The sequence below is a fragment of the Enterobacter sp. Y17 genome, assembly GCF_019730495.1.
GTDB lineage: Bacteria > Pseudomonadota > Gammaproteobacteria > Enterobacterales > Enterobacteriaceae > Enterobacter > Enterobacter asburiae_B.
Window position 1 is genome coordinate 2,561,102 of sequence record NZ_JAASKP010000001.1, and the last position, 25,855, is coordinate 2,586,956.

General features: G+C 57.4%; 25 protein-coding genes and 1 tRNA gene. 6 read left to right on the plus strand and 20 right to left on the minus strand.

Features of this window, described 5'->3' with window-relative positions; translation table 11 throughout:
• Positions 1 to 55 precede the first annotated feature (55 nt).
• From dinB to HCH49_RS12135, 8 genes are all read right to left on the minus strand, one after another.
• Positions 56 to 1,114 (minus strand): DNA polymerase IV, encoded by a 1,059-nt coding sequence (dinB, locus tag HCH49_RS12100; protein ID WP_023334616.1) that lies wholly within the window; start codon positions 1,112 to 1,114, stop codon positions 56 to 58.
• Between the two features lie 108 nt (positions 1,115 to 1,222).
• Positions 1,223 to 1,426 carry a (Na+)-NQR maturation NqrM gene (gene nqrM / locus HCH49_RS12105; protein ID WP_023615899.1) on the minus strand — a complete coding sequence of 68 codons (204 nt, stop codon included), beginning with the start codon at positions 1,424 to 1,426 and terminating at the stop codon, positions 1,223 to 1,225.
• Complete coding sequence (nqrF, locus tag HCH49_RS12110; RefSeq protein WP_023310501.1) at positions 1,426 to 2,649, minus strand: NADH:ubiquinone reductase (Na(+)-transporting) subunit F; 1,224 nt, start codon at positions 2,647 to 2,649, stop codon at positions 1,426 to 1,428. Before nqrF ends, nqrM begins: the two co-directional genes overlap by 1 nt.
• 10 nt (positions 2,650 to 2,659) lie before the next feature.
• Entirely contained in the window at positions 2,660 to 3,256 is a 597-nt protein-coding gene (gene nqrE, locus HCH49_RS12115; protein ID WP_008500255.1) for an NADH:ubiquinone reductase (Na(+)-transporting) subunit E, read from the minus strand.
• Between the two features lie 6 nt (positions 3,257 to 3,262).
• The gene (locus HCH49_RS12120) at positions 3,263 to 3,901 is read right to left on the minus strand and encodes an NADH:ubiquinone reductase (Na(+)-transporting) subunit D (RefSeq protein WP_033144701.1); all 639 of its coding nucleotides are present in this window, start codon (positions 3,899 to 3,901) and stop codon (positions 3,263 to 3,265) included.
• On the minus strand, positions 3,894 to 4,688 hold the full coding sequence (locus HCH49_RS12125; RefSeq protein ID WP_033144700.1) for a Na(+)-translocating NADH-quinone reductase subunit C: 795 nt from the start codon (positions 4,686 to 4,688) through the stop codon (positions 3,894 to 3,896). The genes HCH49_RS12120 and HCH49_RS12125 overlap by 8 nt, the downstream gene beginning before the upstream one ends.
• Entirely contained in the window at positions 4,681 to 5,916 is a 1,236-nt protein-coding gene (locus HCH49_RS12130) for an NADH:ubiquinone reductase (Na(+)-transporting) subunit B (protein WP_029739701.1), read from the minus strand. Before HCH49_RS12130 ends, HCH49_RS12125 begins: the two co-directional genes overlap by 8 nt.
• 3 nt (positions 5,917 to 5,919) lie before the next feature.
• Positions 5,920 to 7,263, minus strand: coding sequence for a Na(+)-translocating NADH-quinone reductase subunit A (locus HCH49_RS12135; protein WP_221702741.1), 1,344 nt, complete (start codon positions 7,261 to 7,263; stop codon positions 5,920 to 5,922).
• Between the two features lie 298 nt (positions 7,264 to 7,561).
• On the opposite strand from HCH49_RS12135, the gene dpaA reads away from it, so the two are divergent.
• A complete protein-coding gene (dpaA, locus tag HCH49_RS12140) occupies positions 7,562 to 8,302 on the plus strand; it encodes a peptidoglycan meso-diaminopimelic acid protein amidase (protein ID WP_033144698.1) in 741 nt (246 codons plus the stop codon).
• Here the strand turns inward: dpaA and HCH49_RS12145 are convergent.
• Together HCH49_RS12145 and lpcA are read right to left on the minus strand one after the other, a co-directional pair.
• Positions 8,273 to 9,040 carry a class II glutamine amidotransferase gene (locus HCH49_RS12145; RefSeq protein WP_023310496.1) on the minus strand — a complete coding sequence of 256 codons (768 nt, stop codon included), beginning with the start codon at positions 9,038 to 9,040 and terminating at the stop codon, positions 8,273 to 8,275. The genes dpaA and HCH49_RS12145 overlap by 30 nt on opposite strands.
• A 49-nt stretch (positions 9,041 to 9,089) precedes the next feature.
• Positions 9,090 to 9,668: a D-sedoheptulose 7-phosphate isomerase gene (gene lpcA / locus HCH49_RS12150; RefSeq protein WP_010427884.1), complete on the minus strand. Its 579-nt coding sequence runs from the start codon at positions 9,666 to 9,668 to the stop codon at positions 9,090 to 9,092.
• A gap of 239 nt (positions 9,669 to 9,907) precedes the next feature.
• On the opposite strand from lpcA, the gene fadE reads away from it, so the two are divergent.
• Both fadE and HCH49_RS12160 read left to right on the plus strand, forming a co-directional pair.
• The gene (gene fadE / locus HCH49_RS12155; protein WP_029739697.1) at positions 9,908 to 12,352 is read left to right on the plus strand and encodes an acyl-CoA dehydrogenase FadE; all 2,445 of its coding nucleotides are present in this window, start codon (positions 9,908 to 9,910) and stop codon (positions 12,350 to 12,352) included.
• 108 nt (positions 12,353 to 12,460) lie between these two features.
• Entirely contained in the window at positions 12,461 to 13,231 is a 771-nt protein-coding gene (locus tag HCH49_RS12160) for an amidohydrolase (RefSeq protein ID WP_039263863.1), read from the plus strand.
• A 51-nt stretch (positions 13,232 to 13,282) separates the two neighbouring features.
• Here HCH49_RS12160 and HCH49_RS12165 read toward each other — a convergent pair whose 3' ends face one another.
• The 9 genes from HCH49_RS12165 to dnaQ all read right to left on the minus strand — a co-directional run bounded on the left by HCH49_RS12165 (position 13,283) and on the right by dnaQ (position 22,377).
• Positions 13,283 to 14,884, minus strand: coding sequence for a gamma-glutamyltransferase family protein (locus HCH49_RS12165; protein WP_221702900.1), 1,602 nt, complete (start codon positions 14,882 to 14,884; stop codon positions 13,283 to 13,285).
• Positions 14,885 to 14,893: 9 nt separating this feature from the next.
• Positions 14,894 to 15,769, minus strand: a complete 876-nt coding sequence (locus HCH49_RS12170) for an ABC transporter permease (protein WP_029739694.1) — start codon at positions 15,767 to 15,769, stop codon at positions 14,894 to 14,896.
• Between the two features lie 2 nt (positions 15,770 to 15,771).
• A complete protein-coding gene (locus HCH49_RS12175) occupies positions 15,772 to 16,713 on the minus strand; it encodes an ABC transporter permease (protein WP_221702742.1) in 942 nt (313 codons plus the stop codon).
• Between the two features lie 18 nt (positions 16,714 to 16,731).
• Positions 16,732 to 18,246, minus strand: coding sequence for an ABC transporter substrate-binding protein (locus tag HCH49_RS12180; RefSeq protein WP_221702743.1), 1,515 nt, complete (start codon positions 18,244 to 18,246; stop codon positions 16,732 to 16,734).
• A 2-nt stretch (positions 18,247 to 18,248) separates the two neighbouring features.
• On the minus strand, positions 18,249 to 19,331 hold the full coding sequence (locus tag HCH49_RS12185; protein ID WP_221702744.1) for an ABC transporter ATP-binding protein: 1,083 nt from the start codon (positions 19,329 to 19,331) through the stop codon (positions 18,249 to 18,251).
• Positions 19,328 to 20,341 (minus strand): ABC transporter ATP-binding protein, encoded by a 1,014-nt coding sequence (locus HCH49_RS12190; protein WP_221702745.1) that lies wholly within the window; start codon positions 20,339 to 20,341, stop codon positions 19,328 to 19,330. Before HCH49_RS12190 ends, HCH49_RS12185 begins: the two co-directional genes overlap by 4 nt.
• Positions 20,338 to 21,057, minus strand: coding sequence for a FadR/GntR family transcriptional regulator (locus tag HCH49_RS12195; protein WP_023334601.1), 720 nt, complete (start codon positions 21,055 to 21,057; stop codon positions 20,338 to 20,340). Before HCH49_RS12195 ends, HCH49_RS12190 begins: the two co-directional genes overlap by 4 nt.
• 379 nt (positions 21,058 to 21,436) lie before the next feature.
• Positions 21,437 to 21,513, minus strand: a tRNA-Asp gene (locus HCH49_RS12200).
• A 132-nt stretch (positions 21,514 to 21,645) separates the two neighbouring features.
• Positions 21,646 to 22,377 carry a DNA polymerase III subunit epsilon gene (dnaQ, locus tag HCH49_RS12205; protein WP_055703371.1) on the minus strand — a complete coding sequence of 244 codons (732 nt, stop codon included), beginning with the start codon at positions 22,375 to 22,377 and terminating at the stop codon, positions 21,646 to 21,648.
• Positions 22,378 to 22,441: 64 nt separating this feature from the next.
• Between dnaQ and rnhA the strand changes: the two genes are divergently transcribed.
• Complete coding sequence (rnhA, locus tag HCH49_RS12210; RefSeq protein WP_023310485.1) at positions 22,442 to 22,909, plus strand: ribonuclease HI; 468 nt, start codon at positions 22,442 to 22,444, stop codon at positions 22,907 to 22,909.
• Here rnhA and HCH49_RS12215 read toward each other — a convergent pair.
• Positions 22,906 to 23,625 (minus strand): class I SAM-dependent methyltransferase, encoded by a 720-nt coding sequence (locus tag HCH49_RS12215; protein WP_221702746.1) that lies wholly within the window; start codon positions 23,623 to 23,625, stop codon positions 22,906 to 22,908. The genes rnhA and HCH49_RS12215 overlap by 4 nt on opposite strands.
• A gap of 32 nt (positions 23,626 to 23,657) precedes the next feature.
• Between HCH49_RS12215 and gloB the strand changes: the two genes are divergently transcribed.
• On the plus strand, positions 23,658 to 24,416 hold the full coding sequence (gene gloB, locus HCH49_RS12220; protein ID WP_221702747.1) for a hydroxyacylglutathione hydrolase: 759 nt from the start codon (positions 23,658 to 23,660) through the stop codon (positions 24,414 to 24,416).
• A 68-nt stretch (positions 24,417 to 24,484) separates the two neighbouring features.
• A complete protein-coding gene (gene mltD, locus HCH49_RS12225) occupies positions 24,485 to 25,849 on the plus strand; it encodes a murein transglycosylase D (RefSeq protein ID WP_032661729.1) in 1,365 nt (454 codons plus the stop codon).
• Positions 25,850 to 25,855: the final 6 nt, after the last annotated feature.

Genomic DNA, 25,855 nt, shown 5'->3' on the forward strand with positions numbered 1-25,855 from the left:
CAAAGGGAGAGGGTGAAAAACGTAGGCCCGGTAAGCGTAGCGCCACCGGGCTTTTTTACAATCCCAGAACCAGCTGGCGCTCTAGCTGCGGATCCAGCAGCGTAACGTGTAATCCCACCAGCCTCACCCCTCGCCCGCCCCGGCGCTCTTCCCATGCCTTTTTCGCCGTCGCGATAAGATCGTCTTTATTCAGACGCGGCCAGACGTGTTCCTGCGTTGTCTGCTGGAAGTCGTTGAATTTAAGCTTGATGCCCTGACGGGCGATGAGCAGATCCGGCTTCACCTTGCTTAAGCGTCGTTCCAGCTCCGGGTAAAGCTGTTCCGTGATAATGGTTTCGCATTCGGACCAGTCATGAATATCTTCAATGAGGGTGCGCTCAACGCCGACGGATTTACGTAGCCGCTCGCTGTTCACATCGCGATCGTCAATCCCCTGGCTGCGCTCCCACAGCACGCGGCCAAACTTTCCAAAGCGCTTGAGCAGCATGGCGAGATCGCTTCGCTGCACGTCTTCGCAGGTCCGTAGCCCCATGCTTTCCAGCTTTGCGGCGGAGACTTTTCCCACGCCGGGGATTTTGCCGAGCGGCAGCGTTTTCAAAAACGCCGGCACCTCGTCAGGCGTGATGACGTATTGACCGTTGGGCTTATTTAAATCGGAGGCAATTTTGGCGAGGAATTTAACGGGCGCGACGCCCGCCGATGCCGTCAGATTCAGCTCGTTGAAAATCGTCTGGCGGATCTCCTGCGCCATCAGCGTGGCGGAGCCGTGGCAGTGCACGCTGTCGGTCACATCCAGATAGGCTTCGTCCAGCGACAGCGGCTCTATCAGAGAGGTATAGCGGGAGAAGATTTCCCGAATATGGAGGGAAGCCTCTTTATAGGCTTCAAACCGGCCGGGCAGAAGCGTGAGATGAGGGCAAAGCTTTAAGGCCATCGCCGTCGGCATCGCGCTGCGCACGCCAAATTTGCGCGCAGGATAGTTGGCGGTGCTGATGACACCACGCTGAACGCGGCTGCCGCCAATGGCGATGGGAATATCCCGCAGCGCCGGGTTGTCACGCATCTCCACTGCGGCAAAAAAGCAGTCCATATCGACATGGATTATTTTGCGCATAGTAAGCCCTCACTCATCACTGGATAAGTATACAGTAAACAAATGAGGGTTGAGAAGAAGATGTGAGAACGCCGGGTGGCGGCTTTGCCTTACCCGGCCTGCAAAAAATTAAATAATGCGCTGCTGCTCGCGGGCCATCCTTTTCTTCCGCGCATCGCACGGTTCCGGGCAGTCGCAAACCTTTTCCATCCCAATAGAGGAAATACCGCCGCAGCTGCCCTGAATGCTTTTCCGCTTAACGATCCAGCCTAACGACATGCCGAAGATGACAAGCACAAACACCACAAAGGTTGCCAGAAACGTCAGCATCATCAGCCTCCAAAGTCATCGAGCAAGATGTTCTCATCTTCGACACCGAGATCTTTCAGCATCTTAATCACGGCGGCGTTCATCATCGGCGGACCACACATATAGAACTCGCAGTCCTCAGGCGCCGGGTGCTGTTTAAGGTAGTTTTCATACAGCACGTTGTGGATGAACCCCGTATAGCCCGTCCAGTTATCTTCCGGCTGCGGATCGGAAAGCGCCACATGGAAGGTGAAGTTCGGGTTTTCACGCGCCAGCTGTTCAAACTCATCTTCATAGAACATCTCGCGCAGCGAGCGCGCCCCGTACCAGAAGCTGATCTTACGCTGGCTACCCAGCCGCTTGAGCTGGTCAAAGATGTGCGAGCGCATCGGGGCCATACCGGCACCGCCGCCGATAAAGACCATTTCCGCATCGGTATCTTTCGCGAAGAACTCCCCGAACGGGCCGGAGATCGTCACCTTATCGCCAGGCTTCAGCGACCAGATGTATGACGACATGACGCCCGGCGGTGCATCCGGCACATTCGGTGGCGGCGTGGCGATACGCACGTTGAGCATGATAATGCCCTTCTCTTCCGGATAGTTGGCCATTGAGTAGGCGCGCAGCGTCGGCTCTTTCACCTCAGATACAAAGCGGAAGAGATTGAATTTGTCCCAGTCGGCGCGGTACTCATGCGGAACGTCAAAGTCCGCATAGGCCACAGCGTGCTCCGGGCACTCGATCTGAATGTAGCCTCCGGCGCGGAACGGGACATGCTCGCCTTCCGGCACCCGCAGCTTCAGCTCTTTTATAAAGGTGGCTTTGTTATCATTAGAGATAACCTCGCACTCCCATTTTTTGACGCCGAAGATCTCTTCCGGCAGCTCAATCTTCATGTTCTGGCGTACCGCGACCTGGCAGGCCAGACGACAGCCCTCTTTTGCCTCACGCTTTGTGATATGCGCCAGTTCGGTTGGCAGAATATCGCCGCCGCCCTCTTTTACCGTCACGCGGCACTGCCCGCAGGAACCGCCGCCGCCGCAGGCTGAGGAGACAAAAATGCCGTTACCGGAGAGCGTGTTGAGCAGCTTGTCTCCGGCCGGCGTGCGGATCTGATTCTGCGGCTCGTCGTTAATATCAATGACCACGTCGCCGGAATTCACCAGCTTCGCGCGCGCCGCCAGAATAAGCCCTGACAGCACCAGTACAATCAGCGTGAACATCACCACGCCAAGGATAATTTCCATCTGTTTGCCCTTATAGCTGCACACCGGAGAAGGACATAAAGCCCAGCGCCATCAGCCCGGTGGTGATAAAGGTGATCCCCAGGCCACGCAGACCCGCAGGCACGTTGGCATATTTCATTTTCTCGCGGATCCCCGCCATGGTGACAATCGCCAGCATCCAGCCGATGCCGGAACCAAAACCGTACACCACGGATTCGCTGAAGTTGTAATCACGCTGAACCATAAACGAGACGCCACCGAAGATGGCGCAGTTCACCGCGATCAGCGGCAGGAAGATCCCCAGCGCGTTGTAGAGCGACGGGAAATACTTATCGAGGATCATCTCGAGGATTTGCACCAGCGCCGCGATCACCCCGATAAAGGTGATGAAGTTCAGGAAGCTGAGATCAACCCCTTCCACCAGCGCGCCGTCCCGCAGCACAAAGTTGTACACCAGATTGTTGATCGGTACAGATAAGCCGAGCACCACGGTGACCGCGATACCGAGACCAAATGCCGTCGACACTTTTTTGGAAACCGCAAGGAACGTACACATGCCGAGGAAAAACGCGAGCGCCATGTTTTCAACAAACACCGCCCGCACAAACAAACTCAGGTAATGAGCCATCGTCGGTTACTCCTTTTCCTGCTGTTCTGGCTTCAGCGTACGAATCAGCCAGATCAACAAACCGATAATGAAAAATGCGCTAGGGGCCAGCAGGAACAGGCCGTTTGGCAGATACCAGCCGCCGTTCTGCACCGTGTCCAGCACCGTGATGCCAAACAGCTTGCCGCTGCCAATCAGCTCGCGCAGGAACCCCACGGTCAGCAGGATCACGCCGTAGCCCAGGCCGTTGCCGATGCCGTCCATAAAGCTCGCCAGCGGCGGCATTTTCATGGCGTAGGCTTCCGCACGCCCCATGACGATACAGTTGGTGATAATCAGCCCGACAAACACCGAGAGCTGTTTGGAGGTTTCATAGGCGAAGGCGCGCAGCAGCTGATCGACCACGATCACCAGCGAGGCGATGATCGCCATCTGTACGATGATCCTCACGCTGTTGGGGATATGGTGGCGGATCATCGAGATAAACATGCTGGAGAACGCCGTGACCAGCGTGACCGCCAGCGTCATCACAACCGCCGTTTCCAGCTTGGTCGTCACAGCCAGAGCCGAACAGACACCCAGCACCTGGAGCGTGATCGGGTTATTGGCTAACAGTGGGCCAACGAGCACCTTTTTAACTTCTTTCAGTTCACCGGTATCAGCCATTGTTCAGCGCTCCTTCACGTACGTTTTTCAGGAAAGGACCAAAGCCCAGCTCGCCCATCCAGAAATCAAAACTGTGCTGCACGCCTTTTGAGGTGAGCGTGGCGCCGGAAAGCCCGTCAACGGCGTAGTCGTCACCGGGACGTGCCGCCCCTTTCATCACCTTCAGCGCAGGCAGGCCGTTATCGTCGAGCACTTTTTTGCCGACAAACTGTGCCCGCCAGTTAGGGTTTTCAACTTCGCCACCCAGCCCCGGCGTTTCACCCTGGTCGTAATACGTAATGCCTTTGACCGTGCGCCCATCGGTATCAAGGGCCACAAACGCGTACATCATTGACCACAGACCGTTACCGTAAACAGGCAGTACCACTTCCTGAATGCGTTTTTGGGGATCGCGAACCAGATAGATTTCGGCCAGGTTGCTGCGACGCTTAATCCCGGCGGGATCTTGCGATGCCTCCAGCGTCAGGCTCATCTGCGGATCTTTAAGCGCCAGCGCCTGGTTGAATTTTGCCGGGTCTTTATCCAGCAGTTCACCCGTTTTTAAATCCACCAGACGCGCCGAAATACGTTCAGCAAAGACGGCCGAAACGTCGTCCGCGCTCATTCCTTCCTGCATCAGCCCGGCGACGGCCAGGATGTTGCGCTGTTTATCCAGCGCACGTTGCTCCTGCTGCAGGGGTTTTAACCCCACGGCAGAACCGGCTACGACAATAGAACAGACCAGACAGAGCACCAGCACCACCAGCAGCGTTTTGCTGATGCTGTCGTTATTTTTAACCTCAGCCACGCGCCTTCCTCCGCTTAATGTTGGCCCGCACCACCAGGTAATCGAAGAGCGGTGCAAACAGGTTGGCAAACAGAATGGCCAACATCATCCCTTCCGGATACGCCGGGTTGACCACGCGGATCAGAACGCACATCGCGCCAATGAGCACGCCATAGCTCCATTTACCTTTGTCTGTAAACGAGGCAGAGACGGGGTCCGTCGCCATGAACATCATGCCGAACGCGAAGCCACCCAGCACCAGATGCCAGTACCACGGCATGGAGAACATCGGATTGGTGGTCGAACCGATAACGTTGAACAGGGTGGCGGTCAGCACCATGCCGATCATCACGCCCGCAACGATCCGCCAGGAGGCCACGCGACCAAAAAGAATGATCGCGCCGCCAAGCAAAATCATCAGCGTAGAGACTTCTCCGATGGAGCCCGGAATGTTGCCAATAAAGGCATCAAACCAAGTGACTGGCTGACCCGTCGCGTTGTTAACCAGCGTTTCGCCGCCGTGTGCCGCCCACTGTGAAAGCGGCGTTGCGCCGGAAAAACCGTCTGCCGCCGTCCACACGAGGTCGCCCGAGATTTGCGCCGGATAAGCAAAGAATAGAAACGCGCGTCCCGCCAGCGCCGGGTTGAGGAAGTTCCGCCCGGTGCCGCCGAAGATCTCTTTGGCAATCACCACGCCGAAGCTGATGCCAAGCGCCGCCTGCCAGAGCGGTAGCGTCGGGGGAACAATCAGGGCAAACAGAATAGAGGTCACGAAGAAGCCTTCGTTGATCTCATGTTTACGGATGATGGCAAACAGCACTTCCCAGAAGCCGCCCACGACAAATACCGTGATGTAAATCGGCAGGAAGAACACGGCACCCAGCGTCATCATGCTCAGCCAGCCCGCGTCTGCAGCGAAGCTTACCCCTAACGACTGGGCCAGACGGTAGTGCCAGTCGGACTGGATCACCTGCGCCAGCTGCTGTGCATCGTACATGTGGTGCAGCGCCGGAATGGTCTGCAGGCCGACGTTGTACATTCCCCAGAACATCGCCGGGAAGACCGCAAACCACACCAGGATCATCATGCGCTTCAGGTCGATAGCATCGCGAACGTGCGCCGCCCCTTTCGTCACCAGCCCCGGCGTGTAGAAAATGGTCGTCGTTGCTTCATACAGCGGGTAGTACTTTTTGAGCTTTCCTTCGGTAAAGTGCGGCTCAATTTTTTCAAAGAGGTGTTTTAAGCCCATCGGTTATCCTTCCTGCTCAATGCGGGTTAACACCTCGCGCAATACCGGTCCATATTCGTATTTGCCCGGACAGACATAGGTACAGAGCGCCAGATCTTCCTCGTCAAGCTCCAGACAGCCCAGCGCCTGCGCGCCGTCGGTATCGCCAGCAAGCAGATCGCGCAGCAGCACGGTGGGCAGAATATCCAGCGGCATGACGCGTTCGTAATTGCCAATCGGGACCATGGCGCGCTCGCCGCCGTGCGTGCTGGTTGAGAAGCTAAACAGCTTATTACGCAGGAAGTGGCCCAACGTGGTTCGGGTGACGGAGTATTTTTCTGCGCCTGGCAGAACCCAGCCAAACAGCTCTTTCTCACGCCCTTCCTGCACAATGCTGACCTGCAAATGGAAGCGTCCCAGGTACGCGTGCGCATTGGCCGCATGGCGGCCGCTGAGGACCGAGCCGGAAATCAGGCGGTTTTCGCCCTCTTTCGTTTCCCCCACCAGCAGTTCATTGATGTCAGCACCCAGCAGCGTCTTCACCAGGCGCGGATTTGCAGCCTGCGGTCCGCCGATGGCGATTATCCGTTCAGCGCAGAGTTCACCCGTAGTAAAGAGCTTACCGATGGCGATGACGTCCTGATAGTTAAGGTGCCAGACCTGTTTCGTCAGGCTCACCGGCTCAAGGAAATGGATGTGCGTCCCGACCAGCCCCGCCGGATGCGGGCCAGAAAATTCATTAAACGTGACCTGCCCCTGCGGATGCCCGCCAGGCTTGCCGCCGCCGGCCTGGCAAACGTGCACTTTTCCGGATGTGAGGCGGGTTAAAACGGTTAGACCAGCATCAAAAGCTTTTCGCTGCGCCAGGATAATCGGTTCCGGATCCACGCTGAGCGGGTTGGTGTCGATGGCCGTGACGAAAATCGCGGCCGGTTCCGTGCCCGGAACAGGGGATTTGCTGAAGGGGCGCGTACGAAGCGCGGTCCATAAACCGGATGCCAGGAGCTGATCCTGAACGGCGTCGCGGTTCAGCGACGCGAGTTCTGCTATATCGTAATGGGCAAATTCACGCTTTTCATCGCCCTCAATGCGGATAACCACCGACTGCAGAACGCGCCGTTCGCCACGGTTGATGGCCACAACGGTGCCGCTCGCGGGGGCCGTGAACATCACGCCGGGATTTTTTTTGTCCTCAAAGAGCGGCTGTCCTTTGATAACGCGATCGCCCTCCTGTACCAGCATTGAAGGACGCATACCCAGGTAGTCTTCGCCCAAAATGGCGACATGACGGACACTTGCGCCTGTCGAAACGTGCTGCGCTGGCACGCCTGCAATCGGCAGATCAAGTCCTTTTTTAATTTTAAACATGTGGTTAGCAGGTTTCCATGAACAACAATCCAGTGGGCGCAAAGTGTAACATTTTCCCCTTCACGCGGGCAGGGAATCCGCCGTCACGCGCGCCAAATTGCGAGCTAATGCGCAAAGTTCCTGGAGCCATCGCAATTTTGATGGTTTATAAAGTAAAACTAATTTGTAAACTCACTGCCCGGCTCTTGCGAAAATCTATAGCGGTGCTAATGTGAGCGCTCCTAACAGAATAATCTGATTTCGGGTCTCTTTTGCCGTCCTGGCAAGTTGGTCATGGTTTTATCAAGGAACTAGTAGTATGCGTAAAATCGCATTGTTCATTGCGATGCTTCTGATGCCGTGCATGTCGTTTGCCGGACTGCTCAGCAGTAATAGCTCAACGACGCCGGTCAGCAAGGAATATAAACAGCAGTTAATGGGATCGCCGGTTTATATTCAGATCTTCAAGGAAGAGCGCACTCTCGATCTGTTTGTCAAAATGGGCGAGACATATCAGCTGCTTGATAGTTACAAAATTTGTAACTACTCCGGCGGACTGGGGCCAAAACAGCGTCAGGGCGACTTCAAAAGTCCGGAAGGGTTCTACAACGTTCAGCGCAGCCAGCTCAAGCCTGACAGCCGCTTCTATAAAGCCATTAATATCGGCTTCCCGAATGCCTATGACCGTGCACACGGTTATGAAGGTAAATATCTGATGATCCACGGCGCCTGCGTGTCTATCGGCTGTTATGCGATGACCGACTCCGGCATTGATGAGATTTTCCAGTTCGTGACGGGCGCGCTGGTCTTTGGGCAGCCTAACGTACAGGTCAGCATCTATCCGTTCCGCATGACGGACGCCAACATGACGCGTCACAAGTACTCATACTACGCGGATTTCTGGAAACAGCTGAAGCCGGGTTACGACTACTTTGAGCAGACCCACAAGCCACCTGTGGTCTCTATCGTCGATGGCCGTTACGTGGTCAGCAAACCGCTGAGCCACGAAGTCGTCCATCCACAGCTGGCGTCAAATTACACGGTCCCCGAGACAAAATAGCACCCACTCGCCTGGCATAATCTTTTGCCAGGTTTCGTTGCCCGTCAGCGGCTGCGTTGCGATAACAGTGACCACATCGTTCGGTGTGGTCTCCTTCTGAAAGTCTATCTCCACATCCTGATCGAGCAGCGTCGCAACGCCAAACGGCGCACGGCGGGTGATCCAGAACAGATTCGTCGAGCAGAACGCCATCACATAGCGGCCATCAGAGAGCAGCATGTTGAACACGCCTTTTTCACGCAGTTCAGATGCCAGCGTCGCGATGTATTTGAACACGGCAGTCATGTTGCCGGGCGTGCGGGGATAGCGCTCCGTCAGCTTGTGCAGCAGCCAGCAGAAGGCTTTTTCGCTGTCCGTCTCGCCGACCGGGCGGAAATTGCCCGTCTCCAGCGACTTATAGCCCGTGAGCTGCCCGTTGTGTGCATAGGTCCAGTTACGGCCCCACAGCTCGCGGGTAAACGGATGGGTATTTTCCAGCGCTACTTCGCCACGGTTAGCCTGACGGATGTGGGCGATCACCGAGCGGGACTTGATGGGATAGTCCTGCACCAGTTTGGCAATCGGTGAGTTAAAGCTGGGCTGTGGATCTTTGAACGTGCGACACCCTTTGCCTTCGTAAAAGGTGATGCCCCAGCCGTCTTTATGCGGCCCGGTTCCTCCACCGCGCTGAACCAGCCCGGTGAAGCTAAAACAGATATCGGTTGGCACATTGGCGCTCATCCCGAGCAGTTCGCACATAACAACACCTCCACAACAGCGGGGGGCACCGGAGCCCCCCAGCGAAGTCTTACTTAACCATCTCTTTTTCGATCAGCTGGATCAGGATGTGGATCACTTTGATGTGAATTTCCTGAATACGGTCAGCATAACCGAAGTGCGGAACGCGAATTTCGACATCCGCTGTACCGTCCATCTTACCGCCATCTTTACCGGTCAGGGTGATGACCTTCATCCCTTTTTCACGCGCGGCGGCGATCGCTTTGATCACGTTGCCGGAGTTACCAGAGGTAGAGATCCCCAGCAGCACGTCGCCTTCACGGCCTACCGCTTCAACGTAGCGGGAGAAGATGTGGTCGTAACCGAAGTCGTTGCCTACGCAGGAGATGTGGCTTACGTCTGAAATCGCAATCGCCGGGTAGCCCGGGCGGTTTTCGCGATAGCGTCCGGTCAGCTCTTCTGCGAAGTGCATAGCGTCACAGTGGGAGCCGCCGTTACCGCAGGAAAGCACTTTGCCACCGGCTTTGAAGCTGTCGGCCAGCAGGACCGCTGCGCGCTGAATAGCGTGAATATTGGCATCATCTTTCAGAAAGTTCGCCAGCGTTTCCGCCGCTTCGTTCAGTTCGTTACGAATAAGATCCTGGTACATGAGGATAATCCTTCAGTATTGATGAAATAACACAGTGGAGTGTACCGGATAGCGGGAAAAGCGAGAAGCTAAAGCCATGCGAATCGTTCGGCGTTTTGATTTTTTGTGCCGGCTAAAACGCGAACAATGTGAACCAGGTTGTAATTATTTTGTAAACACATTGCTAAAGGAAATAACATCAACTACAACCATATCATCACAAGTGGTCAGACCTCCTACAAGCAAGGGAGCTTTTCTTTATGATGATTTTGAGCATTCTCGCAACCGTTGTTCTGCTCGGTGTGTTGTTCTATCACCGCGTAAGTTTATTCCTGAGCAGCCTGATTCTTCTGGCCTGGACGGCTGCGCTTGGCGTCGCAGGTCTCTGGAATATTTGGCTTTTAGTCCCTCTTGCCATCATTCTTCTGCCGTTTAACCTGGCCCCGATGCGTAAATCAATGATCTCTGCGCCGGTGTTCAAGGGCTTTCGCAAAGTGATGCCGCCCATGTCGCGTACTGAAAAAGAAGCGATTGACGCGGGCACCACCTGGTGGGAAGGCGATCTGTTCCAGGGCAACCCGGACTGGAAAAAGCTGCATAACTATCCGCAGCCGCGTCTGACCGCTGAAGAGCAGGCCTTTATTGACGGCCCGGTGGAAGAAGCGTGCCGCATGGCAAACGACTTTGCCATCACCCATGAAATGGCCGACCTGCCGCCGGAGCTGTGGGCGTATCTGAAAGAGCATCGCTTCTTCGCGATGATCATCAAGAAAGAGTATGGCGGCCTGGAATTCTCCGCTTACGCTCAGGCTCGCGTCCTGCAAAAGCTGGCTGGCGTCTCCGGGATCCTGGCGATTACCGTTGGCGTGCCTAACTCCTTAGGCCCGGGCGAACTGCTGCAGCATTACGGTACGGAAGAGCAGAAAGATCACTACCTGCCGCGTCTGGCACGCGGTCAGGAAATCCCTTGCTTCGCGCTGACCAGCCCGGAAGCGGGTTCCGATGCAGGCGCGATCCCGGATACCGGCGTGGTCTGCATGGGCGAGTGGCAGGGCGAGCAGGTGCTGGGCATGCGCCTGACCTGGAACAAGCGTTATATCACCCTGGCGCCAATCGCCACCGTGCTGGGTCTGGCCTTTAAGCTCTCTGACCCGGAAAAACTGCTGGGCGGTGAAGAAGATCTGGGCATTACCTGTGCGCTGATCCCAACCTCTACCCCAGGCGTTGAAATTGGTCGCCGTCACTTCCCGCTGAACGTGCCGTTCCAGAACGGTCCGACCCGCGGTCAGGACATCTTTGTGCCGATTGACTACATCATCGGCGGTCCGAAAATGGCCGGTCAGGGCTGGCGCATGCTGGTGGAATGTCTGTCTGTGGGCCGCGGCATTACCCTGCCGTCGAACTCAACCGGCGGTCTGAAGTCGGTCGCGATGGGGATTGGCGCTTACGCCCACATCCGCCGTCAGTTCAAAATCTCCATCGGCAAGATGGAAGGTATCGAAGAGCCGCTGGCGCGTATCGCGGGCAACGCCTACGTGATGGATGCCGCTGCTTCTCTGATTACCTACGGCATTATGCTGGGCGAAAAACCGGCCGTGCTGTCCGCGATTGTGAAGTACCACTGTACCCACCGCGCGCAGCAGTCGATCATTGACGCGATGGATATCGCAGGCGGTAAAGGCATTATGCTCGGCGAAGGCAACTTCCTGGCGCGCGGCTATCAGGGCGCACCGATTGCCATCACCGTGGAAGGGGCAAACATCCTGACCCGCAGCATGATGATCTTCGGTCAGGGCGCAATTCGCTGCCATCCGTACGTGCTGGAAGAGATGGCTGCCGCGCAGAACAACGACGTGGATGCCTTCGATAAGCTGCTGTTCAAACATATCGGTCACGTGGGCAGCAACAAGGTGCGCAGCTTCTGGCTGGGCCTGACGCGCGGTCTTACCAGCGCGACGCCGACCGGCGATGCGACCAAACGTTACTACCAGCATCTGAACCGTCTGAGCGCCAACCTGGCTCTGCTGTCTGACGTCTCCATGGCGGTGCTGGGCGGAAGCCTGAAGCGTCGCGAGCGTATCTCTGCCCGTCTGGGAGATGTGCTGAGCCAGATCTTCCTGGCCTCTGCGGTCCTGAAGCGTTACGACGACGAAGGCCGTCAGGAAGCGGATCTGCCGCTGGTGCACTGGGGCGTTCAGGATGCGATGTATCAGGCTGAACAGGCGATTGACGACCTGCTGGCGAACTTCCCGAACCGCTTCGTGGCGGGCGCTCTGCGCGCGGTGATCTTCCCGACCGGACGTCACCACCTTGCGCCGTCCGACAAGCTGGACCACAAGGTGGCAAAGATCCTGCAGGTACCGAGCGCAACCCGCTCCCGTATCGGTCGTGGTCAGTATCTGACGCCGACGCCGCATAACCCGGTGGGTCTGCTGGAAGAGGCGCTGCTGGACGTGATGGCTGCCGATCCGATTCACCAGAAAATCTGTAAACAGCTGGGCAAAAACCTGCCGTTTACCCGTCTGGACGAACTGGCAAAACAGGCGCTGGCCGGCGGCATTATCAATAAAGATGAAGCCGCTCTGCTGGTGAAAGCCGAAGAAAGCCGTCTGCGCAGTATTAACGTGGATGATTTCGAACCGGACGAGCTGGCGACGCAGCCGGTAAAGCTCCCGGAGAAGCACCGCAAACCTGAAGCGGCGTAACGCGTTTCGCTTATACAAACCCCGCCTCTCGCGGGGTTTTTTATTGCCACATTTTCTCGTAATGACGTGCTACAGTGTCAAAAAGCGGTCTTTTGAGGAGTCTGTATCGTGCCTGGTTTGAAGATTTCTATTTTGCAGCAACCTTTAGTGTGGATGGATGGCCCCGCCAACCTGCGCCACTTTGATCGTCAACTGGAAGAGATTACCGGGCGCGATGTGATTGTCCTGCCGGAGATGTTCACGACCGGCTTCGCCATGGAAGCGGCACAACAGTCAATGCCGCAGGATGAGGTGGTGGCCTGGATGCATGCCAAAGCGCAGCAGACCAACGCGCTGATCGCCGGGAGCGCCGCCCTGCAAACGGATCGCGGGCCGGTGAACCGCTTCCTGCTGGTGGAGCCGGAAGGGAAAGTGCATTTTTACGATAAACGCCACCTGTTCCGCATGGCGGATGAGCATCATCACTATGAAGCGGGTCACGAGCGCGTGGTGTTCGAGTGGCGCGGCTGGCGTATTTTGCCGCTGGTCTGCTACGACCTGCGCTTCCCGGTGTGGTCGCGCAACCGCAACGATTACGACCTGGCGCTGTATGTTGCCAACTGGCCTGCACCGCGCTCCCTCCACTGGCAGTCGCTGCTGGTAGCGCGCGCGATTGAGAACCAGGCGTACGTGGTGGGCTGTAACCGCGTGGGAACCGACGGCAACGGGCATCACTACCGCGGCGACAGCCGGGTGGTAAATCCGCAGGGCGAGATCATTGCCACCGCCGAGCCGCATCAGGCGACGCGCATTGATGCCGAGCTGTCGTTGACGGCGCTGCAGGAGTATCGCGAGAAGTTTCCGGCCTGGCAGGATGCGGATCCGTTTAGCATTGGCTGAAATTGTCCCCTCACCCCGCCCCTCTCCCAACGGGAGAGGGAGGATAAAACATTAACTCACCAGCGCCTGCCCGTCTTTGCGGCTTTCCGTCGCGGCCACGTAGTGTCCTTCCGGCAGGCGATAAATCACCTGCGCCCCGCCGAAGTTGTAATCCTGAAGCGGATCTTCCACCACGATCTGATGCCCGCGTTCGCGCAGCGCGGCGATGGTATTGCGATCGAAGGTCGATTCAACGATCACCTCCCTGCCCTGCACCACGCGCCAGCGCGGGGCATCGATTGCCGCCTGTGGGTTTTGCCCGTGCAGCATAATGCGCAGCGCCATCTGCATGTGCCCCTGCGCCTGCATCGGGCCACCCATCACGCCTAAAGACATCAGCGGCTGGCCGCTGCCGTCCATCGCAAAGCCCGGAATGATGGTGTGGAACGGTCGCTTGCTGCCCGCCAGCGCGTTCGGGTGATTGGGATCCAGCACAAACCCGCAGCCCCGGTTTTGCAGGCTAATCCCCGTATCCGGCACCACAATGCCTGAACCGAAGCCCATGTAGTTGGACTGAATAAACGAAACCATCATCCCGCTGGCGTCGGCGGTGCTGATGTAGACCGTGCCGCTCTGCGTCGGGGAACCGTAAACGAAATCAGAGGCGTGCTCGTGATTGATAAGCGCCGCGCGCGACTTCAGATAATGGTCGCTCAGCAGCTCTTGCGCCGCGAACGCCATATGGTCTTCATCCGCCACGTAGCGGTCGAGATCCGCCAGCGCCAGCTTCATCGCCTCAATGGACAGGTGCAGGGACTGCACGGAATCCGGATGATGCTTCTCAATGCCGCACTGCTCCAGAATGCCGAGCGCAATCAGCGTGGCGATCCCCTGGCCGTTTGGCGGCAATTCCTGCACCGAACCGCCCGCGAAGTCGCGCGATAGCAGCTCTACCCAGTCCACACGATGGTTTGCCAGATCTTCAGCCGTCAGGTGCGCGCCGTGTTCTTTGGCGAAAGCGGCAATTTTCTGCGCCAGCTCGCCGCGGTAAAAGGCTTCACCGTTGGTGCGGGCAATCAGCTCCAGCGAGTTCGCCTGCGCCGGGTTACGGAAGATTTCACCCACGCGCGGGGCGCGGCCTTCCGGCGCGAAGCAGGCGCTGAAGCCCGGCTGATCTTTCAGCTTGCTATAGCCGCGCTGCCAGAGATGGCCAATCAGCGGGGAGACAGGGAAACCGTTGCGCGCGTAGTCAATGGCTGGCTGCGCCAGGGTGGTCAGCGGCAGCGTGCCGAAGCGTTCCGCCAGCGCGACCCAGCCGGATACCGCACCCGGCACGGTCACCGCGTCCCAGCCAATTTCCGGCACCGCGGTTTTACCGGCAAACAGATCCGCATGCCAGCTCGCAGGCGAACGACCGGACGCGTTGAGGCCGTGCAGCTTTTCGCCGTCCCAGACGATGGCAAAGGCGTCGCTGCCGATCCCGTTGCCGGTCGGCTCAACCACCGTCAGCGCCATCGCGGTGGCAATGGCCGCATCCACGGCGTTGCCGCCCAGCTGCAGCATTTTCATTCCCGCCTGCGCCGCCAGCGGTTGCGACGTGGCGACGGCGTTACGGCCCATCATTGGCGGGCGGCGTGAAGCGTAACCGGATGTAAAATCAAGCGCTTTGGTCATCATGACTCCTTAGTCGTGGCGCGGATCGAGCGCATCGCGCAGCCCGTCACCGAGTAAATTAAAGCCCTGCACGGCAAGGAAAATCGCCACGCCGGGGAAAACGGACATCCACGGCGCCTGCTCCAGAAACCCTTTCGCGGTGTTGAGCATAGAGCCCCAGGAAGGATTGGGCGGCTGCTGCCCCAGCCCCAAAAACGACAGGCTGGCTTCGGCGATAATTGCCGAGGCGATGGCCAGCGTGGCCTGCACCAGGATCGGCGACATCACGTTTGGCAGGACGTATTTGATGATGATCCAGCGGTCCGGCAGGCCAATCGCCCGCGCGCCGTCGATGTACTCTTCGTTGCGAATGGCGATCACCTGCCCGCGCGTCAGGCGGGCGAAGATCGGCATCGCCGAAAGACCGATGGCAATCATGGCGTTGGTCAGGCTCGGACCCAAAAATGCCCCCAGCGCGATCGCCATGATCAGGAACGGACAGGCCAGCAGCGCCTCGATAAACCGCGAGATCACGCCGTCCCACATCTTCTGGAAGTAACCCGCCACCAGCCCCAGCGGCACGCCGATGACCACGGCAATCACCACAGACATACAACCTGCCATCAGCGAGGTGCGAGCCCCCCAGATAATGCGGGATAAAATGTCGCGCCCCAGCTCGTCGGTGCCGAACCAGTACATCGCCGACGGCGCTTTGCGCACCGCCAGGAAGTTGGCTTTGACCGGGTCGAACGGGGCAATCCACGGCGCCAGCAGCGCCACCAGCACAAAGAATCCCACCACCACCGCGCCAATCACCGCACTTTTGTTGGCAAGGAATTTCTTCAGCACCCGGTTCTGCGCACGCGGCAGCGCGGGCGTAACGGTTTGCGTCGTCAGTTCCGCCATGGTTAACCTCGCATTTTCGGGTTGATAAGGACGTAGAGCACGTCGGCCAGCAGGTTGAGCATCAGGAAGCCGATCGCCACGATCAGCACCACGCCCTGCACCACCGCGTAGTCACGGTTAAATACCGAGTCGACGATCATCTTGCCGAAGCCCGGAATGGTGAAGACCTGCTCGGTCAGCACCGCGCCGCCCAGCAGCTCGCCGAACAGCAGCGTGGTGAGGGTGATGACCGGCACCAGCGCGTTGCGAAACGCGTGCTTCAGGATCACCGCCTTCGGCAGCAGCCCCTTAGCGCGCGCGGTGCGGATGTAATCCGCCTTCAGGACCGCAATCATCGAGGCGCGGGTATGGCGCATCAGCGTCGCCGCGAGGCCCGTTCCGAGCACGGACGCGGGCAGCAGCAGCGTGCGCAGGTTCTGGAGCGGATCTTCACTGAACGGCACGTAGCCGGACGCGGGCAGCCACTGCAGGTTCACCGAAAAGACCAGAATCAGCAGGATCCCCAGCCAGAAGTGCGGGATCGAGATCCCCGAGATCGCCACGAAATTCGCCCCGTGATCGATCCAGCTATTTTTGTTCACCGCCGCGAGGATCCCCATGCTGATGCCAAACACCAGCGCGATAATCATCGCCAGCAGAGACAGCTCCAGCGTGACCGGCAGCTTGCTGGCGATCAGCTGCGTCACCGGTTCGTGCGTGCGTAAGGAGACGCCCAGATCGCCCTGCAGCGCGCGCGTCAGCCAGTGGAAATACTGCACGGGGATTGGCGCATCGAGGTTCAGCTCCGCGCGCAGCTGGGCGATGACCGCCGGGTCGCGCTCCTCCCCGGCCATGGCAATCAGCGGGTCGCCGGGCAGCAGCTTTTGCAGCCCGAACACCATCATGCTCACCAGTAGCAGGGTTGGTATAGCCAGCAGCAGACGTTTGCAAATCAGTTCCAGCATGGGTTCTCCTCGGGACCTTTATTTCGCCAGCGTCAAACCCGCCAGACGCACGATGCCGTCCGGGTACGGCTTAAAGCCCTGCACGCTTTTGTTCAGCCCGAAAATGCGCGGCTCGAAGTAGAGGTAGGCAATCGGCATGTCGGTTTGCAGCTGCTTCACCACCTTGTCGTACAGCGGCTGGCGTGCGGCCTGGTCGGTGCTCTGGCGCGCCTGGGTCAGCCACTCATCGACCTGCGCGTTGCTGTAGCGGCCGTCGTTAAGGGTGCCTTTGCTGTTGATAAAGCCGTAGATGCTGCCGTCCGGATCCGGGCGTCCCGACCAGCCGGAGAAGCTCAGTTGATAGTCGCCGCTCTGCTGGCGGTCGAGCAGCGTGGCGAATTCGGTCATCTGCAGGTTCAGGTTAAATCCGGCCTCGGCGACCATCGCCTGCAATACCTGGCCCACCTGCTGCGAGGTTGGGTTGTTCGGCACCAGCAGGTTGACGGTCAGCGGCGCGGTGACGCCTGCCGCCTTCAGCAGCGCTTTGGCTTTGTCGACGTCACGCGGCGGAACCGGCAGGTTAACGTGATACGGGCTGACCGGGGAAAACGCCTGGTTGGCCGGGGTGTAGAGCCCTTCAAAGACCACCTGATTTAACGCATCGCGGTCGATGGCCTGAGAAAACGCCTCGCGCACGCGGGCGTCCTTGAACGGATCGTTGGCCGGCACCTTGCCGTTGTTGATGTTGAAGGTAATGCCCTGATAGCCGAGACCGGTTACCTTCGCCAGCGCCAGCTTGCTGTCGGCTTCGACCGTTTTAACGTCGCTGGCGGCGATGCCTTCGGTCAGGTCGAGATCGCCCGCGCGCAGGTTCGCGAGGCGCACGGAGGCATCCGGGATCGGCAGATAGATGATTTTGTCGAAGTGGTAGGCGTCTTTGTTCCAGTAGTTGTCGAAACGGGTCAGAACGATGCGGTCCTGCGACACGCGGCTGTCAAACTTGTACGGGCCGGAACAGACCGGGTGGGCGGCAAAGTCAGGCTTTTTCGCCGCCTCGGGGGCCATCATCGCGCCCGCGCGGTCGGTGAGATGCATCAGCAGCGCGGCATCGGGGGTCTTCAGGTGCAGCGCAATCTGCATCGGGCCGGTGACCTCGACCGATTCAACGGAGGAGATCTCGCTCTTACGCAGGGAGCCTTTCAGGGTCAGGGCTCGGTCGAGGTTGTATTTTGCCGCGGCGGCATCGAATTTCTCACCGTCGTGGAAGGTGACGCCTTCGCGCAGATTGAGCGTCAGGGTTTTACCGTCCTCGCTCCACGCCCAGTCTTTAGCCAGGCCGGGGACGACCTTCAGGTTTTCATCCACGTCCACCAGCCTGTCGCACAGGGAGGCAAAGACGAAGCGGCCATAGTAGGTGCGCGCCAGATGCGGGTCGAGCATGTCCGGGTCAGCGCCCAGGCCGATTCGCAGCACGCTTTCAGAATGGGCGGGCAGCGCCGCGCCAAGCAACATAACACTTCCCAGTACGGTCAAAAGAGAATTACGCATTGTCATTATCATGAGTTCCTTGAAGGAAGGGACGAGTGAGTGGCCGCGTGTTCAAACAGCGCGCGGCGGCGCAGAAAGGCGGCGGATGGCGGTGCGATCTGAATAACGCTGCGATCGCGGTTGATCTCCTGCCAGCGATGACAGGCAACCTGACGCCCGCCGTCGAGCACCTGATTGATCGGCTCAACCTGGCGGCATTCATCGGTGACGTACGGGCAGCGGGTGTGGAAACGGCAGCCGGACGGCGGGCTGGCCGGGTTGGGCAGATCCCCCTGCAGCAGCGGCGCGTCGCGTTCAACGCCCGGCTGCATCTGCGGTGCCGAGGCGATCAATGCCTGCGTATAGGGGTGCAGCGGCGCGTCAAAAATCTCGTCGACGGTGGCAAGCTCGACGATTTGTCCGAGATACATGACCGCCACACGGTCGCTCATATGGCGGATCACCGTCAGGCCGTGAGCGACAATCACCATCGTCAGCCCCAGCTGGTGCTTCAGGCTCTCCAGCAGGTTAACCACCTGCGCCTGAACGGAGACGTCCAGCGCGGATACCGGCTCGTCCCCCAGCAGCAGCTTCGGTCCCGAGGCCAGCGCGCGCGCAATGCCGATACGCTGGCGCTGCCCGCCGGAAAACTCGTGCGGATAGCGCCCGGCCCAGGCGGCAGGCAGGCCCACGGTTTTAAGCAGCTCGGCAACGCGATACTGGCGATCCGCCTTTTTCATGTTCTGGTGCAGCCACAGCGGCTCCCCGACGATCTGCTCCACCGTCATGCGCGGGTTGAGCGAGGCGAAGGGATCCTGGAAGATAATCTGCAGCTCGCGCCGGAGCTGATTGAGGCGCGCACCCGATGCATGCGTGATCTCTTCCCCCTGATAGAACACGCGCCCTTCGCTGGCGGCCAGCAGGCGCAGCAGCAGGCGGCCGAGCGTAGATTTGCCGGAGCCGGACTCGCCGACGATCGCCAGCGTTTCGCCCGGCATTACGGCAAGCGAAACGCGATCGACCGCGGTGACAAACCGTGCCGGGGTAAAGAGTTTTTTGGGGCCGGGGAAAAGCTTGCTGAGGTCACGGGCTTCAAGAATGGGCGTGGTCATGCGGTCTCTCCCAGGGCAATGTGGTGTTCGAGCGGCACGCGGAAGCAGGCGACCTGATGGCCCGCGCCGAGCGCGGTGAGCGGCGGTTTTTCATCATGGCAGCGCGACTGCGCAAACGGGCAGCGGGTGGCAAAACGGCAGCCTTTCGGCATGGATTCCGGGAGCGGGACCGCGCCGGGAATGGTGGAGAGCTGGCCCTTGCGTGCGCCCAGCGAGGGGATCGACCCCATCAGGCCGATGGTGTACGGGTGCTGCGGGTCGGCGAATATTGCCTCCACGCTCCCCTGCTCCACCACCTGCCCGGCATACATCACCGCGACCTGCTGGGCGACTTCTGCCACCACGCCTAAATCGTGGGTGATCATCAGCACCGCCGTGCCGGTTTCCTCTTTTAAGGCGTTGAGCAAGGCGAGGATTTGCGCCTGGATGGTGACGTCGAGCGCTGTGGTCGGCTCGTCGGCAATCAGCAGTTTGGGGTGGTTAATCAACGCCATCGCAATCATCACGCGCTGGCGCATGCCGCCGGAAAGCTGGTGGGGATATGCTTTCAGGCGCATCTCTGCCGCCGGGATCTGCACCTTCTCGAGGATCTGCAGCGCGACCTTCATCGCCTCTGCGCGCGAGACGTTCTGGTGCCGCATGGCCGCTTCGCTCAGCTGATCCCCCAGCGTGAACGCCGGATTGAGCGAGGTCATCGGCTCCTGGAAAATCATCGCCAGCTCGCTGCCGCGCAGATCGGCATACTCCCGCGGTGAGAGCTTTCGCAGATTGTGGCGGCGAAACTGCATCTCACCGCTGACAATCTGCGCGCTGGCGGGCAGTAATCCCATCAGCGCCAGGGAGGTGATACTTTTCCCGCAGCCGGACTCCCCCACCAGCGCCAGCGTTTCGCCCGCCCTGACGGTCAGCGAGATACCATCAAGCACGCTAACCGGCGAGCCAGCAAACGTAACGTTGAGGTTTTGCACCCGCAATACGGGCGCGGCGTCCTTAAAGGGTATTGTCGTCATGGCGTGAAGTCGTCCTCAAGGTGAATCGCCTGAATCAGGGCGGTTTGCAGGCTGAGCAGGTGTTCACGCATGGCGGCCGCGGCTTCATTAGGCTGGCGATGGATAATCGCAGACATGATCTTATGGTGGTGGTCGTTATAGCTGTCGACACGTTCGGGGGTGCGTGCCAGCTCGCGCAGATGCTGCCAGCCCGGTTCGCGCCGCACGGCATCAATGGCATCAAACAGGCCGAGCATCAGACGGTTGCCCGCCGCCTCGGCAATCGCCCGGTGAAAGGCGCTGTCCCAGAGTTCGTTGAGATCGCGGTCGTCCGGGCTGACCTTGTCGATGCGTTCCAGCATGCGCTGCATGAGCGCGAGGTTTTCCCTGGTGGCACGCAGTGCCGCAAGCCGGGCTAAGCCGGGTTCGAGCTGCAGACGAGCTTCCATCACTTCCAGAAGGTTGGTTTGCTGAACCAATCCCTGAAGGGCCAGCGGTTCAACAGGTGCCGCCGGGCCAATAAAGGTCCCTTTGCCCTGCTTACGCCAGATGCGCCCCTCTTCTTCCAGCACGTCCAGCGCACGACGCACTTCACGTCGTCCTACGCCGAGAGTGTCCGACAGCTCACGTTCCGTGGGCAGCGGTATGCCTGGTGTTGACTCATGCTGGTTGATAAGCCCGCGCAACTGCTCAAGCGCGGTGCTGGAATTGGCCAGAAACCGTGACGGTTTTTCCATATTGGTTCGCTCGCTTTCATCATGACTTTATTTTTATTAACGATAAGTTATTGATATGGAATGAAGCTTATCGTGCTAATGATTAAGCAATAACCAAACCAATACGCAATTGGTTCGGTATATTTTTGGAAAGCAGGAGATAACCAGATGATTCTGCGTGAATTATTTTTACAGAAAGAAACATTCTGAATGAGGTGCGAAGAGAGGAGTGATGGAGAAATGCACAATTACAGTGCAAATAATGCACTATATCCGTGCAATTGTTAATAAATTGCACTATGAGTATTAACTTTTTGTTAACGATAAGAGAGAGAATGAGATTACTGAAGGCTGAAACGACGAAAGCCTGAATCATTTCTGATTCAGGCTTTCTGAATAGTGGCGGAACGGACGGGACTCGAACCCGCGACCCCCTGCGTGACAGGCAGGTATTCTAACCGACTGAACTACCGCTCCACTGTTCCCGTTTGGGGAACGAGGCGCATATTACGGTGCGCCTCCGATCTCGTCAACGCTTTTTCTCAAGTTTTGAATCGTTTGCTGCAAAAATCGCCCAAACGATGATTTTACAGGCATTAAGGCATTTTTTCAGGCGCGCCACAAACAGCTGCCGCCCTTCTTCTGGACCAGATCAAGCCGGGATTCGTGGTTAAGAAGCTCTTCGTCACTGGCTAAAATAACCCGCAACCGACTGGCCTGACGGACAACACGCTGAATGCCCGCTTCGCCTTGCGTCTGCTGGGATTCATTTTCCATACTGAACTTCATTGACGTCTGCCCGCCGGTCATCGTCAGATAGACATCGGCCAGGATCTGGGCATCGAGCAACGCCCCGTGGAGCGTTCGCTTGGTATTGTCTATCTCGTAGCGCGAGCAGAGTGCATCCAGGCTGTTACGCTTGCCGGGGAACATCTTCCTTGCCAGCGCCAGGCTGTCCGTCACCTTACAGAAGGTGTTCGTCTTCGGAATATCACGATTAAGCTTGCTGAATTCATAATCCATAAAGCCGATATCGAACGATGCGTTATGGATGACAAGCTCGGCGCCCTTGATGTATTCCAGGAACTCGTCAGCGACATCCGCAAAAGTCGGCTTATCCAGCAAGAACTCATCGGCAATCCCGTGAACGCCGAACGCTTCCGGATCCACCAGCCGATCGGGTTTGAGGTAGACGTGGAAGTTGTTCCCCGTAAGACGACGGTTCACCACTTCAACGGCACCGATCTCGATGATCTTATGCCCTTCGTAGTGCGCGCCGATCTGGTTCATACCGGTGGTTTCGGTATCGAGGACAATCTGGCGAGTAATTGCAGTGCTCATAGCGGTCATTTATGTCAGACTTATCGTTTAACTGAACGTTTCGAATACAGGAAGTCTACCAGAGATGCGTAAACAGGTAGAAATTTTCACCGATGGATCTTGTCTCGGTAACCCAGGACCCGGCGGCTACGGCGCGATTATGCGCTATCGCCAGCACGAAAAAACCTTTAGCGAAGGCTATTTTCTGACCACCAACAACCGGATGGAGTTGATGGCGGCCATCGTGGCGCTGGAGGCGTTAAAAGAACATTGTGACGTGGTGCTAAGCACCGACAGTCAGTACGTGCGTCAGGGGATCACCCAGTGGATCCATAACTGGAAAAAACGCGGCTGGAAGACCGCCGATAAGAAGCCGGTCAAGAACGTCGATCTCTGGAAACGTCTTGATGCTGCGCTGGGCCAGCACCAGATTAAGTGGGAGTGGGTTAAAGGCCACGCAGGCCACCCGGAAAACGAACGCTGCGACGAACTGGCGCGTGCTGCGGCATCCAATCCCGCACATGAAGATGCGGGCTATCAGCCCGACGCCTAATCGGTTTTTTTGTACTGCCGCGTGGCGCCCACGGTCTGGCGGATGGGCGTTTTCGACTTGCTCTGCTTCATGGGGTTAAGCGTAAGAGGAATGGTTCGCTTACGCGCAACGATAAACTGCAAACAGCCCAACGCGGGGAGATGGGTGCTCAGTACCACGCCCCCCAGCCTCGCCCACGGCAGCACCTGAAAACCGCCGTAGCAGAGCACTTCAAAATTCAGCAGTGAAAGCCAGTCGAGCTGACGCATCATGGTGAACATCCGGCTGTTGTAAGGTGGAGTCCGGCGTAGCACCGGTACCAGCTTACGCAGGCCCATCAGGCTTAGCGGATTGAATCCGCTAAGTACCAGCCAGCCGTCATCAATCAGCACGCGATCGGCTTCGCGAAGCAGACGATGCGGATCGCTGCACCAGGGTAGCGTATGTGCGAGCAAACATGCATCGACGGATTTTTCCGCAAACGGCAGATGCAGCGGGTCTGCTTTCACCTGAACCGGCGATCCGCCGAGAGAGACGTTAACCTGATGCGAGATAGCGCAGCTTTCGGTATTGATTTCCGCGCTGAGATTGCCAATCTTAAGCAGGTGAAAGCCATACATTTTCGCGAGCCAGGGCTTCAGCTGCTGTTCTAACGCTTCGCGATAGTATTCACCCCAGGGCAATTCCGCCCAACGTTCCGGTGCTGCGACAGTCTGAGGTATCCTTGCCGGTTTCATCAAAACACCCGCCACGCTCTAAGAGGTAATGTATGAATCTTATCAGTATTCCAGCGTTTCAGGACAATTACATCTGGGTTTTGGTTGACGACGATCGCCGCTGCATCATTGTCGATCCCGGAGAATCCGCCCCTGTACTGCACGCCGTAAAAGAGAACGGCTGGCAGCCAGAAGCCATTCTGTTGACGCATCATCATAACGATCACACTGGCGGCGTGCCTGAACTGCGCGCTCATTTTCCGCATCTTGTGGTTTACGGACCGGCAGAGGCACAAGATAAGGGAATCACGCATGTAGTCGAAGAAGGCGAAAATATCCTCATACGCGAGTGGGAGTTTTCCGTATTTGCCACACCGGGTCACACTTTGGGACATCTGTGTTTCTACAGTAAGCCTTATCTTTTTTGCGGCGATACGCTCTTCTCCGGAGGCTGCGGAAGACTGTTTGAAGGCACGCCAGCTCAAATGTATCAGTCTTTACAGAAGATTAACGCGCTACCCGATGAGACGCTCATTTGTTGCGCCCATGAGTATACATTAGGAAATATGAAGTTTGCAGTGAGCCTCTTACCCGAGGATCGAGCGATTCAGGATTATTATCACAAAGTGAAGGAGTTACGTGCAAAAAACCAAAAAACACTCCCCGTAATTCTGAAAAATGAGCGCCAAATTAATTTATTTTTACGCACAGATGATATTGATTTAATTAATAAAATTAACCAAGAAACAAATATGCAACAACCAGAACAGCGATTTGCATGGTTAAGGTCAAAGAAAGATAACTTCAGATAATTGCGGGTTGCCTTTTCAAAATTTCGCCGTTATCATCGCTCGTCTTTTAAGCAACTATTGACACACACATGAAGGCAAAAGCGATATTACTCGCCTCTGTCCTGCTTGTAGGTTGCCAGTCGCAAAACGGCAGCAACGTACAACAGCACGCACAGAGCCTTTCTGCAGCTGGTCAAGGGGAAGCAGGGAAGTTTGCAAGTTCGGCGCGCTGGATGGACGATGGAACATCTTACGCGCAGGATCAAGACTTGTGGACCTCTATTGGCGACGAGCTAAAGATGGGAATTCCGGAAAATCCCCGGATTCGCGAACAGAAACAGAAGTATTTAAGTAATAAGAGCTATCTCCACGATGTAACGTTACGGGCAGAGCCGTATATGTACTGGATAGCCGGGCAAGTTAAGAAACGTAACATGCCTATGGAGCTGGTACTCCTACCCATAGTGGAGAGCGCTTTTGACCCACACGCGACGTCTGGCGCCAATGCCGCAGGCATTTGGCAGATCATTCCGAGCACCGGGCGAAACTATGGTCTGAAACAGACCCGCAACTATGATGCGCGTCGCGATGTTGTCGCTTCAACGACAGCCGCTCTCGACATGATGCAACGTCTGAACAAGATGTTTGACGGCGACTGGCTGTTAACGGTCGCAGCGTATAATAGTGGCGAAGGTCGTGTACTGAAGGCAATGAAAGCGAATAAAGCACGGGGTAAATCCACCGATTTTTGGTCGCTCTCACTGCCACAGGAAACAAAGATTTACGTACCGAAAATGCTGGCATTGAGCGATATTCTCAAGAACAGCAAGCGTTACGGTGTACAACTGCCAACACCAGACGAAAGTCGTGCACTGGCGCGTGTTCGCCTCAGCAATCCAGTTGATATTCAACAGGTTGCTGATATGACGGGTATGTCGGTAAGTAAATTGAAAACCTTTAATGCTGGCGTTAAAGGCTCAACCCTGGGGGCAAGTGGCCCGCAGTATGTAATGGTTCCGCAGAAACATGCCGAGCAGTTACGTGAGTCTTTAGCTTCTGGTGAAATCGCCGCCGTTCAGTCAACGCTGATCGCGGATGCATCATCAGTTAACAGCCGCAGCTATAAGGTTCGTTCAGGTGATACGCTTTCGGGCATCGCGTCACGTCTTGGCGTGAATGCGAAAGATCTGCAGCAGTGGAATAATCTGCGCAGTTCCGGCCTGAAAGTGGGTCAGACTCTGACGGTAGGTGCAGGTAGCAGCGCACAGCGTCTCGCCAGCAACAGCGATAGCATTACCTATCGCGTACGCAAGGGCGATTCACTGTCCAGTATCGCAAAACGGCACGGCGTGAACATCAAGGATGTGATGCGCTGGAACAATGATACTGACAATCTGAAACCTGGCGACCAGCTGACGCTGTTTGTGAAGAACAGCGCGACGCCAGACTCCTGATAGCAC